Annotated in this window: 11 protein-coding genes and 1 pseudogene; 6 read left to right on the forward strand and 6 right to left on the reverse strand. The window is 73.5% G+C overall.

What is annotated here, in order from left to right:
* Positions 1-24 precede the first annotated feature (24 nt).
* On the reverse strand, positions 25-477 hold the full coding sequence (locus ACIF6L_RS35485) for an SgcJ/EcaC family oxidoreductase (protein ID WP_396491702.1): 453 nt from the start codon (positions 475-477) through the stop codon (positions 25-27).
* A 108-nt stretch (positions 478-585) separates the two neighbouring features.
* The gene (locus ACIF6L_RS35490) at positions 586-1,659 is read right to left on the reverse strand and encodes a DMT family transporter (RefSeq protein WP_396491714.1); all 1,074 of its coding nucleotides are present in this window, start codon (positions 1,657-1,659) and stop codon (positions 586-588) included.
* Positions 1,660-1,863: 204 nt separating this feature from the next.
* On the opposite strand from ACIF6L_RS35490, the gene ACIF6L_RS35495 reads away from it, so the two are divergent.
* The 3 genes from ACIF6L_RS35495 (at position 1,864) to ACIF6L_RS35505 (ending at position 5,116) form a co-directional block, all read left to right on the forward strand.
* On the forward strand, positions 1,864-2,763 hold the full coding sequence (locus ACIF6L_RS35495; RefSeq protein ID WP_396491703.1) for a LysR substrate-binding domain-containing protein: 900 nt from the start codon (positions 1,864-1,866) through the stop codon (positions 2,761-2,763).
* A gap of 319 nt (positions 2,764-3,082) precedes the next feature.
* Positions 3,083-4,132, forward strand: coding sequence for an isopenicillin N synthase family dioxygenase (locus tag ACIF6L_RS35500; RefSeq protein WP_396491704.1), 1,050 nt, complete (start codon positions 3,083-3,085; stop codon positions 4,130-4,132).
* A gap of 231 nt (positions 4,133-4,363) precedes the next feature.
* On the forward strand, positions 4,364-5,116 hold the full coding sequence (locus ACIF6L_RS35505) for a MerR family transcriptional regulator (RefSeq protein WP_396491705.1): 753 nt from the start codon (positions 4,364-4,366) through the stop codon (positions 5,114-5,116).
* An 11-nt stretch (positions 5,117-5,127) separates the two neighbouring features.
* On the opposite strand, the gene ACIF6L_RS35510 is transcribed toward ACIF6L_RS35505, so the two are convergent.
* The 4 genes from ACIF6L_RS35510 to ACIF6L_RS35525 form a co-directional block, all read right to left on the reverse strand.
* Positions 5,128-7,311 carry a 3-hydroxyacyl-CoA dehydrogenase NAD-binding domain-containing protein gene (locus ACIF6L_RS35510; protein ID WP_396491706.1) on the reverse strand — a complete coding sequence of 728 codons (2,184 nt, stop codon included), beginning with the start codon at positions 7,309-7,311 and terminating at the stop codon, positions 5,128-5,130.
* 88 nt (positions 7,312-7,399) lie between these two features.
* Positions 7,400-8,614, reverse strand: coding sequence for an acetyl-CoA C-acetyltransferase (locus ACIF6L_RS35515; RefSeq protein WP_396491707.1), 1,215 nt, complete (start codon positions 8,612-8,614; stop codon positions 7,400-7,402).
* A 120-nt stretch (positions 8,615-8,734) separates the two neighbouring features.
* Positions 8,735-9,877: an acyl-CoA dehydrogenase family protein gene (locus tag ACIF6L_RS35520; RefSeq protein WP_329487056.1), complete on the reverse strand. Its 1,143-nt coding sequence runs from the start codon at positions 9,875-9,877 to the stop codon at positions 8,735-8,737.
* A gap of 10 nt (positions 9,878-9,887) precedes the next feature.
* Positions 9,888-11,165, reverse strand: a complete 1,278-nt coding sequence (locus ACIF6L_RS35525; protein WP_396491708.1) for a CaiB/BaiF CoA transferase family protein — start codon at positions 11,163-11,165, stop codon at positions 9,888-9,890.
* A gap of 236 nt (positions 11,166-11,401) precedes the next feature.
* Between ACIF6L_RS35525 and ACIF6L_RS35530 the strand changes: the two genes are divergently transcribed.
* From ACIF6L_RS35530 to ACIF6L_RS35540, 3 genes and pseudogenes are all read left to right on the forward strand, one after another.
* Complete coding sequence (locus ACIF6L_RS35530) at positions 11,402-11,872, forward strand: hypothetical protein (protein ID WP_396491709.1); 471 nt, start codon at positions 11,402-11,404, stop codon at positions 11,870-11,872.
* Positions 11,873-11,918: 46 nt separating this feature from the next.
* Positions 11,919-14,057 (forward strand): hypothetical protein, encoded by a 2,139-nt coding sequence (locus ACIF6L_RS35535; protein WP_396491710.1) that lies wholly within the window; start codon positions 11,919-11,921, stop codon positions 14,055-14,057.
* Between the two features lie 93 nt (positions 14,058-14,150).
* Positions 14,151-14,494 (forward strand): annotated as a pseudogene (locus ACIF6L_RS35540) (hypothetical protein); the annotation flags it as partial.

A 14,494-nucleotide genomic window follows, 5' to 3' on the forward strand; every position in this document is an offset into this window, starting at 1 on the left:
CCGATCCGCCCCGGACCGGCGCCCTCACTCGGGGACGACGAGGGTGTTCTGGCAGGCCGTCAGGAGCCAGCGCCCGTCCTCCTTGGCCATCACGTACAGCGGGCTGCCCTCCTCGCCGACCTGTTCGCCGGCGAGGGTGAGGTAGCGCTGGCGGACCTTGACCGCGGCCACGTCGGGGCGGACGAAGAGGACGTGCACCACCTCGTACTCGGCGGTGTTCCCGGAGCCGAGGAAGGCGCCCGGGAGCACCGTGCGGGTGAACGCGGCGATCTCGTCCCGCCCGGTGAGGCGCTTGCCGTGGCCGGTGGTCCAGATCGCGTCCTCGCGGAAGAGACTGACGAACTCCTCCACGAGTTCGTTGACCTGGGCGTACTGGAGGGCGGCGACGACCTGCCCGACGGCCTCGGTCTCAACGGCGGTGTCGGCCTCGGCACCGATCCGGGCATCGGCCTCGACGGCCGTGGTGTTCGTGTTCATGATGACCATGATTGACCTTCAAGCCGACTTGAGGTCAAGCCTTTTCGGCCGCCGGCTCCACCCCGGCCCTGACCTGCCCGGCGCTCGCGCCGTGGGCGGTGACGGCGGTCAGGGGCAGTGCGACGTGGCCGATGCCGGTGCCGAGCCGGGTGAGCGCGGTGGCGGTGAACAGGGTGCGGAAGCCGGGTGTCCGCCAGAGTGATCCGGCGCTCCCGGTCCGTTCGTCCGGTCGGCGGGCAGGGCGGGCGCGGCGGGCAGAGCGGGCACGGGGGTCGCCCGGGCGTCCGGGACGGCCGTGACCGCCCGTTCCCGGGTCGGCCGCGGACGGGTCAGGAGGACCCCGGCCAGCACCACGGCCATTCCCGTGACACCCCTCGGGCTCAACGGTTCGTCGAGCACGAGCGCGCCGAGCCCGGTGGAGACGACGGGCAGCAGGTAGCCGACGGTGGCGGCCGCGGTGGCGCCCTCGGTGGCGATGAGCCGGTAGTTGAGGTGGAAGGTGAGCCCGGTGGAGAGCACCCCGAGCACGGTCACCGCCGCGAGGGCCCGGACGTTGAACCCGTCGGTGGCACCGGCGGCGGCCGGCAGCGCCAGCGAGCCGAGCCCGGCCGCCACGGTGAGCTGGGCGGCGGAGAGGGCGAGCGGGGCGGTACCGGTGCCGGTGAGCACGCGGCCCATGTAGGTGAACGCCACCGCGTAGCTCGCGGCCGCGCCCAGCAGGGCGAGCACGCCCCAGCCGGGGGCGCCGCCGTGCTGGTGCGCCGGCCCCGCGTCGCCCTGCCACGGCGAGAAGATCACCAGCACCCCCGCGAAGCCGAGCAGCAGACCGCCGAGGCGCCTCGGGTGCCACCCGCGTTCCGTCCCGAGCGCCAGGCCGATCAGCAGCGACCAGAGCGGGGTCGTCGCGTTGAGCACCCCGGCGGGCCCCGAGCCGACGGTCCGCATGCCCAGGGCGGCCAGGAAGAAGGGCAGCACGTTGCAGGACAGGGCGGCCACGGCGAGCCGGAGCCAGACCGCGGCGCCGCGCGGCAGCCGCTGCCGGGCGGAGCGGGCGAGGAGCAGCAGCACCGCGGCCCCGAGGGCGGAGCGCAGCACGGTGATCTGCAGCGGGGCCAGCCCGTTCCGGAGCGCGAGTTCGGTCCACAGGAAGCCCGATCCCCAGAGCAGGGCGAGCACGGCCATCCGCAGCACGGGACACCTGCCTTTCGTCGGTCGGCCTCCCGACCGGGAGGCCGGGAGCACCGGAAACGCCGGGAGCGCCAGAAGCGCCGGGAGCACCGGGAGCACCGGGAGCACCGGAAGCACCGGAAGCACCGGAAGGAACGCTGCCCGCCCGGACCCGACAGGACAAGTGAAAAGTTCTTCAGCACGTTTAAGCTGGACTACATGCTCGATGTGCGACGTCTGCAGGTGCTGCGCGCCGTGGTCACCGGCGGCTCGGTGAGCGCGGCCGCCACCGCGCTCGGCTACACGCCGTCCGCCGTCAGCCAGCAGGTGGCGGCGCTGGAGAAGCAGACCGGGACGGCGCTGCTCGAACGCGCCGGGCGCGGCGTGCGGCCGACCGCCGCCGGACGGCTGCTCGCCGAGCACGCCGCCGTCATCGAACGGCAGGTGGCCGAGGCCGGCACGGCGCTCGCCGATCTGCTGGCCGGGCGCAGCGGCTCCCTGACGGTCCGCTACTTCGCCACGGCGGGAGCCGCCCTGGTGGCGCCCGCCGTCGCGGCCTTCCGCCGCGAGCACCCGGGGGTGCGGCTCGACCTGGGGATGACCGACCCCGAGGACCCGCTGGAGGACGTCCTGCGGGGGCGGGCGGATGTGGCGGTGGTGGTCCGGCCGCACGGGGGCGAGCACCCCGGGCTGCGCCTCGTCCCCCTGCTCGACGACCCGTACCGCGCCGTCCTGCCGAGGGGCCACCGGCTCGGTGCGAGGCGCGTCCTCGACCTGGCCGACCTGGCCGGTGAGCCCTGGGTCGGCAGCGAGCGGACCGGTCCCTGCCTCGACACCGTCCTGGACGCCTGCGCCGAGGCCGGGTTCCGCCCCGGCTTCGCGGTGGACAGCGAGGACTACCCGACCGCCCAGGGCTTCGTCGCGGCCGGGCTCGGGGTGGCCCTGGTCCCGCTCCTGGGCCTCGCCCGGCGCCACCCCGGTGTGACCGTCCGCAGGCTCCGCGCCCCGGAGCCGGTCCGCGCCGTGCACGCCGCCGTCCGCACCACCGCCTGGGGACAGCCCGCCCTCGCCCAGCTGCTCGCCTCCCTCCGGGAGGCGGCCCGGGCGGCACGGGTCTGACCGGTGGCGCGAGCGCCGGGACAGCCTTGTCAGGGCCACGTCATCAACTCGGTGCAGGGGTCTCCCCCGGCGGTGCGACCGTCATTTAGGCTGGTGAGGTGCTCATACTCGTTCGCCGTCGCCACGTGGACCTGCTCCGCGTGACGAGCATGTCCTGTCGACGCTCCAGCTGAACCTCGCGCCTCCCACCCTCCTACGCGGCCCCAGGCGGCCGCGTCCCCCCTCCTGACCCCCGGAGCACCCGCCGCACCAGGCGCGGCCCCGGCATCCCCGGTCGATCACCGGGACAGGCCAGGACGAGACCCAGCGGATGTCACCCATGACGCAGCAGCACTCCTCCAGCACCCCCTCCGCCGCCCCCGCGGACGCCCTCCCGGTGATCGACCTCTCGCTCGCCGACGGCAGCGCCGACGACCGGCTCCGCCTGCACGACGACCTGCGGAAGGCGGCCACCGGCGTCGGCTTCTTCCAGCTCGTCGGCCACGGCGTCACCCCGGCCGAGACGGCCGCCCTGATCGACGCGATGCGGGCGTTCTTCGCCCTGCCGGAGGCCGACCGGCTCGCCGTGAGCAACCTCAACTCCCCGCACTTCCGCGGTTACACCCGCACCGGGCACGAGCTCACCGGCGGCAGCCAGGACTGGCGGGACCAGCTGGACATCGGGGCCGAGCTGCCCCCGCACGTCCCGGAGCGGGGCGAGCCCCCCTACTGGTGGCTGGAGGGCCCGAACCAGTGGCCCACCGCGCTCCCCGAGCTGCGGACCGCCGCGCTCGGCTGGATCGACCGCCTCGGCGCGGTCGCCCAGCGGCTGCTGCACGAACTCCTCGCCTCGATCGGCGCCGCTCCCGACTTCTACGACTACGCCTTCGCCGGCCACCCGCACCTGCGGCTGAAGCTGGTCCGCTACCCCGGCACCGCGCCCGACGGCGCCGGCCAGGGCGTCGGCGCGCACAAGGACTACGGCTTCATCACCCTCCTGCTCCAGGACACCGTCGGCGGCCTCCAGGTCGAGCGCGCGGACGGCAGCTTCCTGGAGGTGCCGCCGATGGAGGGCGCCTTCGTGGTCAACCTGGGCGAGCTGCTGGAGGTCGCCACCGACGGCTACCTCAAGGCCACCAACCACCGCGTGGTCAGCCCGGCCGGCGCCCGCGAGCGCTTCTCCATCCCGTTCTTCTACAACCCGCGCCTCGACGCCCACATCGAGCCGCTCGACTTCCCCCTCGCGCACCACGCCCCGGGCGCCACCCAGGACCCGGGCAACCCGCTCTTCGCCGAGTTCGGCCTCAACGAGTGGAAGGGCTACACCCGCGCCCACCCCGAGGTCACCCGCCGCCACCACCCCGACCTCGCCGACGCCGGCTCGCGCTGACCCCCGGCGGGTTCGGCCGCAACGAGGGGTAGGGCTGCACCCGCGCCCACCACCCCAGGTCTCGCCGACCACTCGGCGGCACCGGCGGACACCGCCCCCCGGGCCCCGCTCCCGCGCCGACGGCGCCGGGCGGGGCCCGGGGCGTGCCGGGCACCGCCGGTGGACCGGGTCGCCCGGCACTGTCACACTGCTGCTGTCACAGCAGTGGTGCAACAGAGGCGGAGGTGGCGGATGGGGGCGCGGGAGGGTGTCGAGATCCGGCTGACGGTGGACGAGCTGGCGGCGCGGGCGGGAGTGACCGTGCGCACGGTGCGGTTCTACGGTACGAAGGGGCTGCTGCCGCCACCGGAGCTGGGGCCGCGCCGGGTCGGCTGGTACGGGGCGGAGCACCTGGACCGGCTCGGGCTGATCGAGGAGCTGCAGCGGCAGGGCCTGACGCTGGCGGCGATCGAGCGCTACCTGGCCTGGCTGCCGCAGGACAGCACGCCGCTGGACCTGGCCATCCACCGGGCGCTGGTGGCGTCCTGGACGCCGGAGACGGCGGAGGAGCTGAGCCGCGGGCAGCTGGAGCGGCGGGCCGGGCGGGCACTCTCGCCCGCGCAGCTGGAACGGCTGGCGGCGATGGGCGCGCTGGAGCGAACGCCCGACCCGGAGGTGTTCCGGGTGGACCCGGGGCTGCTGCCGCTCGGGGTGCGGATCCTGGACGTGCCGATCCCGCTGAAGACCCTGCTGGCCGCGCGCGCGGTGGTGCTGGAGCACAGCCGGGCGACGGCGCACGAGTTGCAGCGGCTGTTCCGCGAGACGGTCTGGAAGCCGTACCGGGAGAGCGAGCCCGCGCCGGCCGAGCTGGAGCGGATGAAGGAACTCACCGACCACATCCAGCCGATGGTGGCGCAGGCCCTGGTGACCGCGTTCCAGCGGTCGCTGCGGGAGGAGCTGGGCGAGGCGGCGCGCTCCGTGGAGGACGCCGCCCCGCCCGGCTGACCGACCGGTCGTCAGTCGGAGAAGGTCCGGCCCTCGGCGGCGACCCGCTCCAGCAGGGCCGGCGGCGCGAACCGCTCGCCGTAGGCGGCGGCGAGTTCCCGGGCGCGGGCCGCGAAGCCCGCCGGGCCGCCCTCGTACCCGTTGATGTACTGGAAGACGCCGCCCGTCCAGGCCGGGAAGCCGATGCCGAGGATGGAGCCCACGTTGGCGTCGGCGACCGAGGTCAGCACGCCCTCCTCCAGGCACCGGACCGAGTCCAGTGCCTCGCTGAAGAGCATCCGCTCCTTGAGGTCCTCGAAGGGGACGGCGCTCCCGGCCGCACCCGCGGCCGAGGTGAAGTGCTCGCGCAGGCCCGGCCAGAGCCTGCCGCGCCGGCCGTCCTCGCCGTACTCGTAGAAGCCGGCGCCGCCGCTGCGGCCGGGGCGGCCGAACTCGTCGACCATCCGGTCCACCACCGCGTCCGCCGGGTGGGCGGTCCAGCTGCCGCCGGCCTCCTCGACCGCGCGCCGGTACTCGTCGCGGATCTTGCGCGGCAGCGTCAGCGTCAGCTCGTCCAGCAGCGAGAGCACCTTGGCGGGGTAGCCCGCCTGGGCGGCGGCCTGCTCGACGGTGGCCGGGTCGACGCCCTCGCCGACCATCGCCACGCCCTCGTTGATGAACTGGCCGATCACCCGGGAGGTGAAGAAGCCGCGCGAGTCGTTGACCACGATCGGCGTCCGGTCGATCTGCCGGACCAGATCGAAGGCGCGGGCGAGCGCCTCGTCGCCGGTCTGCGGACCGCGGATGATCTCCACCAGCCGCATCTTGTCGACCGGCGAGAAGAAGTGCAGGCCGATGAAGTCGGCGGTGCGCCCGACGCCCTCGGCGAGCAGGCCGATCGGCAGGGTGGAGGTGTTGGAGCAGAGCAGCGCGTCCGGCGCCACCACGCCCTCGATCTCCTGGAACACCTTCCGCTTGAGCTCGGGGTTCTCGAAGACCGCCTCGATCACGGCGTCGCAGCCGGCCAGGTCGGCGGCCTCGGCGGTGGGGGTGATCCGGGCGAGCAGCTCCTCGCGCTGCGCCTCGGTGGCCCGGCCGCGCGCCACCGCCTTGTCCAGCAGGCCGGCGGAGTACGCCTTCCCGCGCTCGGCGGCCTCGGTGCTGACGTCCTTCAGCAGCACCTCGATGCCGGCCTTGGCACAGGTGTAGGCGATCCCGGCGCCCATCATGCCCGCGCCGAGCACGGCGACCCTGCGCACCGTCCGCTTCTCGACGCCCTGCGGCCGGCCGGCGCCGGAGTTGACCGCCTGCATGTCGAAGAAGAGCGCCTGGATCATGTTCTTGCTGGTCTGCCCGCAGGCCAGCTCGGTGAAGTAGCGGGCCTCGATCACCATCGCGGTGTCGACGTCCACCTGGGCGCCCTCGACCGCCGCCGCCAGCACGTTGCGCGGCGCCGGGTAGGGCGCGCCGGCCAGCTGCTTGCGCAGGTTGGACGGGAAGGCCGGCAGGTTGGCGGCCAGCGCCGGGGTGGCCGGGGTGCCGCCGGGGATCCGGTACCCCTTGACGTCCCAGGGCTGGACGGCGGCCGGGTTGGCCTCGATCCAGGCGCGCGCCCGGGTAATCAACTCCTCCGGGGTGTCCACCAGTTCGTGGAGCAGGCCGTGCTGGAGCGCCTGCTCCGGGCGGTACTGGCGGCCCTGAAGGAGCACCTTCAGCAGGGCGTCGGCGATGCCGAAGAGCCGCACCGTGCGAACGATCCCGCCGCCACCGGGCAGCAGGCCGAGGGTGACTTCGGGCAGGCCGATCCGGCTGGCCGGGGCGGTCAGCGCGATCCGGTGGTGGCAGGCGAGGGCGATCTCCAGACCGCCGCCGAGCGCGCTGCCGTTGAGGGCGGCGACCACCGGCTTGCCGAGCGTCTCCAGCCGGCGCAGCGCCCGCTTGATCCGCATCGACTTCTCGAAGACGGCGGCGGCGTCCTCGGGGCGGGCGGCGGACAGCATCCGGAGGTCCCCACCGGCGAAGAAGGTCTTCTTCGCCGAGGTGACCACGACGCCGCGCAGGTCGTCGCCGAGGGCGGCGAGGCGCTCGACGGTGGCGTCGAAGTCGGCCGTGAAGGCCTCGTTCATGGTGTTCACGGACTGGGTGGGATCGTCGAGGACGAGGGTGACCACGCCGTCCTGGTCCTGCTCCCAGCGGATGGTGGTGGTGTCGCTCATGGGGTTGGGGTCTCCTGTGAGGGCCGGGACAAGGGGGGTGCCGCGCGCACCGCGCCACGGGAAGGGGCGGCGGCGGGCCGCCGGAGGCTCAGACGCGCTCGACGACGGTGGCGATGCCCATCCCGCCGCCCACGCAGAGGGTGACCAGGCCGTAGCGCAGGTCGCGGCGCTCCAGCTCGTCGACCAGGGTGCCGAGGAGCATCGCGCCGGTGGCGCCGAGCGGGTGGCCGAGGGCGATCGCGCCGCCGTTGACGTTCACCTGGTCCGGGCGGAAGCCGAGCTCGCGGACGAAGCGCAGGGCGACGGCGGCGAAGGCCTCGTTGATCTCGACCAGGTCGATGTCGGCGGCGGTCAGCCCGGCCTTGGCGAGCGCCTTGCGGGTGGCGGGGGCCGGCCCGGTGAGCATGATCGTGGGCTCGGAGCCGGAGACGGCGGCCGAGACGATCCGGGCGCGCGGGCGCAGGCCGTACCGCTCGCCGATGCCGCGGTTGCCGATCGCGACCAGGGCCGCGCCGTCCACGATGCCGGAGGAGTTGCCGGCGTGGTGCACGTGGTCGATGGCCTCGACCCAGTGGTACTTCTGCAGGGCGACCGCGTCGAAGCCGCCGGCCTCGCCGATGCCGGCGAAGGAGGGCTTGAGGCCCGCCAGGGTCTCCACGGTGGTGCCGGGGCGGATGAACTCGTCGCGGTCCAGCACCACCAGGCCGTTGCGGTCGCGGACCGGGACGACCGAGCGGTCGAACAGGCCGTCGGCCTGGGCCTTGGCGGCCCGGGCCTGCGACTCGGCGGCGAAGGCGTCCACGTCGGTGCGGGAGAGGCCCTCGATGGTGGCGATCAGGTCGGCGCCGATGCCCTGCGGGACGAAGTGGTTCTCGTAGTTGGTCATCGGGTCCATCGCCCAGGCACCGCCGTCGGAGCCCATCCTCACCCGGGACATCGACTCGACGCCGCCGGCCAGGATGAGGTCCTCCCAGCCCGAACGGACCTTGGCGGCGGCCAGGTTGACCGCCTCCAGGCCGGAGGCGCAGAAGCGGTTCTCCTGGACGCCGGCCACCGAGTCGGGCAGGCCGGCGGTGATGGCGGCGATCCGGGCGATGTCGGAGCCCTGGTCGCCGATCGGGCTGACCACGCCGAGCACGATGTCGTCGACCGCCGCCGGGTCCAGCTCGGGGAAGCGGCGGCGCAGTTCGTGGATCAGGCCGACGACCAGGTCGATCGGCTTGGTGCCGTGCAGTGAGCCGTTGGCCTTGCCCCGGCCGCGCGGGGTGCGGATCGCGTCGTAGACGTACGCTTCGGTGGTCACGGTGGATTGCCTTTCGGGGGTCTGACCGGGCGGGGGGTGGGAGGGTTCGGGAGGGGCCGGGGCGGGTGTTCCGCGGTCTGGCGGGCGCTTCGCCGGGCGGGCGGGGGGCGGGGACCGGGGTCAGCCCAGCAGGGAGCGCCCGACGATCTCCTTCATGATCTCGGTGGTCCCGCCGTAGATGGTCTGGATCCGGCCGTCGGTGAACGCGCGGGCGACCGGGTACTCGGTCATGTACCCGTAGCCGCCGTGGAGTTGGAGGCAGCGGTCGGCCGTGCGCTTCTGCAGTTCGGTGGCCCACCACTTGGCCATCGAGGCGTCCGCCGGGGTGAGCGCGTAGCGGTTGTGCTCGGTGATGCAGCGGTCCACGAAGGCCCGGGTGACCGCGCACTCGGTGGCCATCTCGGCGATCTCGAACCGGACGTGCTGGAGCTTGGCGAGCGGCCGGCCGAAGGCCTCGCGCTGCTTCACGTACTCGGTGGTGATCTCGACCAGGTACTCGGCGCCGGCGATCGCGGCGGCCGCGATGGTGAGCCGCTCCTGCGCGAGGTTCCGCATCAGGTAGAGGAAGCCCTGGTGCTCCTCGCCGAGCAGGTTCGCCTTGGGGACGCGGACGTCCTCGAAGAACAACTCGGCGGTGTCCTGGGCCTTCTGGCCGATCTTGTCGAGGTTGCGGCCGCGCTCGAAGCCGGGCGTCCCGCGCTCGACCACCAGCAGGCTCAGGCCGCGCGAACCGCCCTCGGGGGTGGTCCTGGCGACCACGACCACCAGGTCGGCCAGGATGCCGTTGGAGATGAAGGTCTTGGCACCGTTGAGCAGGTAGTGGTCGCCCTGGTCCACGGCGTGGGTGCGGATGCCCTGGAGGTCGGAGCCGGTGCCGGGTTCGGTCATCGCGATGGCGGTGATCAGCTCGCCGCTGCAGAACCCGGGCAGCCAGCGGCGCTTCTGCTCGTCGGTGGCGAGCGAGGTGAGGTACGGGCCGATGATGTCGTTGTGCAGGCCGAGCGCCAGGCCGGAGGCGCCCGCCCGGGCGAACTCCTCGGCGAGCACGGCGGCGTAGCGGAAGTCGGCGGCGCCCCCGCCGCCGTACTCCTCGGGGACGGCGAGCCCGAGCAGCCCCTGCCGGCCGGCGGCCAGCCAGGCGGAGCGGTCCACGATGCCGGCCCGCTCCCAGCGGTCGTAGTGCGGCAGCACCTCCTTGGCGAGGAAGGACCGGACGGTCGCCCGGAAGTCCTCGTGCTCCTCGGTGTAGATGTCGCGTTCCACGGCAAGCTCCTTAACGGGCCTCGGAGCCCAGGGAATTCGGGGAATCCGGGGACTCGGGGGCGTCCGGGGAATCCGGGACGGCCCGGTCGGCAGGGACAGCGGGGAGAGCCGGCTCAGCAGGGGCAGCGGGCTCAGCGGGCTCAGCGGGCTCAGCGGGTGAGCCCGGCGGGGCCAGCAGGGCGGGCACGCCCCAGTCGCGGGCCACCTCGTCGGTGTCGGCGCCCGGCCTGGCCGGCGGGCGGCGCAGCGTGCCGGGGGTGGCGGAGAACCGGGGCGCGGGCGCCGGCTGGGTGACGCCGTCCGCCTCGACGTACGTCCCCCGGGCCACCAGGTGCCCGTACGAGGCAGCCTGACGCATCGTCAGAACCGGCTCCACGCAGGCGTCGGAGCCGGCGAAGACGGCCTCCCACTCGGCGCGGGTACGGGTGGCGAAGCGGGCCGAGATCCGCGCCCGCAGTTCGGGCCAGCGGGCCACCTCGTACTGGCCCGGGGCGTCCGGACCGAGCTCCAGCAGCCGGGCGAACTCGGCGTAGAACCGCGGCTCCAGCGCGCCGACGGCGAGGTCGCCGCCGTCCTTGGCCCGGTACACGGCGTAGCAGGGCGCACCGCCGTCGAGCAGGTTCACACCGCGCCGGTCCTGCCACTGCCCGGCCGCGAGCAGCCCCCAGAGCACGGTGGTGAGGTGGGCGGCGCCGTCCACGATGGCGGCGTCGACGACCTGGCCGGCGCCGGTCGCACCGGCGTGGTGGAGGGCCGCGAGCAGACCGACGACCAGGTAGAGCGAGCCGCCGGCGTAGTCGCCGAGCAAATTGGCGGGGACGGCGGGCGGCTGCTCGGGCGATCCGATCAGGCCGAGCACCCCGGCCACCGCCGCGTACCCGATGTCGTGGCCGGCCCGGGCGGCCAGCGGTCCGTCCTGACCCCAGCCGGTCATCCGGCCGTAGACCAGGGCGGGGTTGCGGGCGAGACAGGCCTCGGGGCCGACGCCGAGGCGTTCGGCGACTCCGGGGCGGTAGCCCTCGATCAGCAGGTGGGCGCGTTCGACCAGGTCGAGCACCTGCTCGGGCCCGCCGGGGGACTTGAGGTCGACCAGCACCGAGCGCTTGTTGCGGTTGGTGACGTCGTAGGCCGGGTCCTGGGAGAGCGGTGAGGGGTCGGGCCGGTCCACCCGGACCACGTCGGCCCCGAGGTCGGCCAGCAGCATGCCCGCGAAGGGCCCGGGGCCGATCCCCGCGAGCTCGACCACCCGGACCCCGGCCAGCGGGCCGGGACTGCTCGGGTCACGCACTGGCGACCGCCCCCTCGGGGTTTGACAGTAAAGCTGTAACACTCGCGATGATAGGGAAGCGACCCGCCGGTAACAAGACCCTCCGCCCGCCGACACAGCCCTGACGAATCCCTGACACGGAGAGCGCAACCGGGGTGACGGAGGGTGCGTCGGTACACCTACGGGGCGGGCCTGTACGGTCGCCCTGTTGTCGGAGTGGTTCTGATCTCTCGTCAGAGGAAAGGAAGCAGACGCACATGGCCTCCCCAGGGTTCACCACCGGGCCGGTCCAGCCGGCCTCCCCGCCGGGCGCACCGCGCAACCCGTCGCCGGACATCGTCATCCCGATCTCGGCACCGGGCACGTCCCCGTTCGCGGCCGGGCCCACCCCGAACCCCTCCCCCGGCCCGCCGCCGTCCGCCCCCACCACCCGGCTGGACCGGCCGCACGAGCTCAACGCCTCGGCCGGCATCGCCCGGCAGATCGCCACCGACCTCGACAGTGCCAACGGCAAGGGTGGCAACAACCTCGCCGAGCACGCGACCACCGCCGCCACCAGGATCCGCGGCTTCTCCTTCGCCGGCGCGCTCACCGGCTCGACCGAGCGCTGGCTGCAGCAGTGCAAGACCCTGCACGACAAGCTGACCGGCACCGCCGACAACCTCGACACCACCCAGCGCACCTACCAGGCGAACGAGCACGCCACCGCCGGCCAGTTCGGCCGCTGAGCCCCCGGCCCCGAGAACCGAGAACCGACAGAGGAGCCCCAGCGGCATGGTGTCCTTCAGGGAACTGCACGAGGCCGACTTCTCCGGCGTCACCGAGGCGGCCGAGGCCTGGACCAACATGGCCAAGGCGCTCAGCTCGCTCGACGCCCGAGTCGGCACAGACCTCACCAACACCCCGCAGCGGGCGGGCTGGCAGGGCGCGGCCGCCGACGACGCGGGCCGCACCCTCAAGACCATCGACACCGACTTCACCCAGGCCTCCGGCGTCGCCACCGCCCTCGCCGCGATCATCCGCGACGCAGCGTCGGACTTCACCGCGGCCCGCAAGGACCTGGATGCGGCGCTCCACGACGCGGAGCGCCAGCAGCTCACCGTGGCCGCCGACGGCACGGTCGGCTGGCCGCCGATGCCGACCGACTCCACCTCGCACAACGACCCGGACTTCCAGGAGTCCCAACGCCAGTACCAGTCGGACCGGCAGGCCAAGGCCCAGGCGATATCCGACCGGCTGACCAAGGCCGTCGAGAAGGCCACCGCCGCCGACCAGCGCGCCTCCTCAGCGCTCGAGACCGATGTCGGCACCAGCACGACGGCCTTCAACGCCAGCCCGTACGGCGGCGGCGACGTGGCCGACGCGAAGCGCGCCGCCGACCTGCTGGGCAAGGGCCAGAGCCTCTCCGACGAGGAACGGCTGCGGCTGCGGAACCTGATGGCCGCCGACTCCGGCTCCAAGGACTTCTCCACCACCCTGCTCAACAGCCTCAAGGCAGGCGACCAGACCGGCCCGGACGCGCTGCTGGTGTACGCCAAGAGCTACAACGACTTCGCCCACGGGGACCGCGACGCCAAGGGCTACCAGGACATCTACGGCAACCTGTCCCAGGTGCTCGCCACCGCCACCAAGGACGGCGGCATGGGCAAGGAGTGGCAGGACAACCTGCTCAAGGCCGCCCGCAAGCCCGGCGGTTCGGCCGCCGGGTTCAACGACGACTACCCGGTCCTCACCCAGCTGATGGGCGCGAAGGGCGACTACGACAAGGCGTTCCTGGAGAAGATCGGCAACGACCTGGTCGACTACGAGCGCACCAGCAAGCGGAAGGGCGCCGAGCTGTGGGGCCCGCTCTACGACCGGGACGACCCGATGGGCGGCTTGATGCGGGCGATGAGCCGCAACCCGGAGGCCTCCGAGGAGTTCCTCGACCCGGGTGCCAACAAGAACCTCGACTACCTGCTCAAGGACCGTACGTGGCCCTTCCAGGGACACGAGGACAAGCTGCTCGACAGTGTCGCGCGCGAATCCTCGCGCGGCGCCTTCGGCGACGCCCTGGAGGCCGCCGCCACCGGCCGCGACCCGCACGGCAACCAGCCGCCGCGCCCGCACGACCCCGTGATGTCCCGGATCATGAACGAGACCGTCGCGACCCTCGGCGGCGACAAGGCCGGCGGTGAGAACGGCCTGCCCGCCGGTCTGCGCCGCCCGCTCGGCAACATGATCGCGGACTACGCGCCGGACGTGCACGAGATCCTGGGCAAGGAGGTCCGCGGCGGCTCCGAGCCCAGCGGCCTCACCTTCAGCCGCGAGCAGCTGCTGCGCGCCATCCGCGGCTCCGCCGAGGACCCGGAGGCCTTCCGGGTGATCCACACCGCGGAGACCCAGGAGATCGCCCGCCGGATGGACACCTACGGCCCGGACGACTTCGAGCCCGACGCGACCGGCCGGGTGAACCCGAGGTTCGCCGGCTTCACCCAGGAGGCCGGCCAGGCCCTGGGCGCCCTCGACGGCGTGCGCGGCGACGTCCTGATCGACCACCGCGAGGACCAGAAGTTCAAGAACAACTGGCAATCCAAGATCGATTACCACATCTACGGCACCCCGGTGAACTACTTCCTCCCCGGCCCGTTCGGCGACATCGCCCAGCGCCTGGTCGACGTCGGCACCGCCGACTACGCCAACAAGGCCAACGCCGAGCTCGACACCAAGGCCCAGGGCGACCTCAGCAAGAACTACTCCGCGGGTGAGGAGCAGCTCAAGTCCATGATCGAGTACAAGGCGGTGCTGTCGGGCGTCTCCCAACGGGACGTCGACGCCACCGGCGGCGTGACCCAACAGCTCATGGAGGGCGTCACCCAGAACTACTCGACGGCGATCGACCGCACCTACAACGGTGCGCTCGGCAGGGGGTGAGGACGCCATGACGGCCCAACAGGACCGCGCGGACGGGAGCACGGACCGGACCGCGGGCGCGCTGCGCCGCACGACCCCGTGATGTCCCGGATCATGAACGAGACCGTCGCGACCCTCGGCGGCGACAAGGCCGGCGGTGAGAACGGCCTGCCCGCCGGTCTGCGCCGCCCGCTCGGCAACATGATCGCGGACTACGCGCCGGACGTGCACGAGATCCTGGGCAAGGAGGTCCGCGGCGGCTCCGAGCCCAGCGGCCTCACCTTCAGCCGCGAGCAGCTGCTGCGCGCCATCCGCGGCTCCGCCGAGGACCCGGAGGCCTTCCGGGTGATCCACACCGCGGAAACCCAGGAGATCGCCCGCCGGATGGACACCTACGGCCCGGACGACTTCGAGCCCGACGCGACCGGCCGGGTGAACCCGAGGTTCGCCGGCTTCAC

This window comes from Kitasatospora sp. NPDC086009, assembly GCF_044540385.1.
In the GTDB taxonomy this organism is placed as follows: Bacteria; Actinomycetota; Actinomycetes; order Streptomycetales; family Streptomycetaceae; genus Kitasatospora.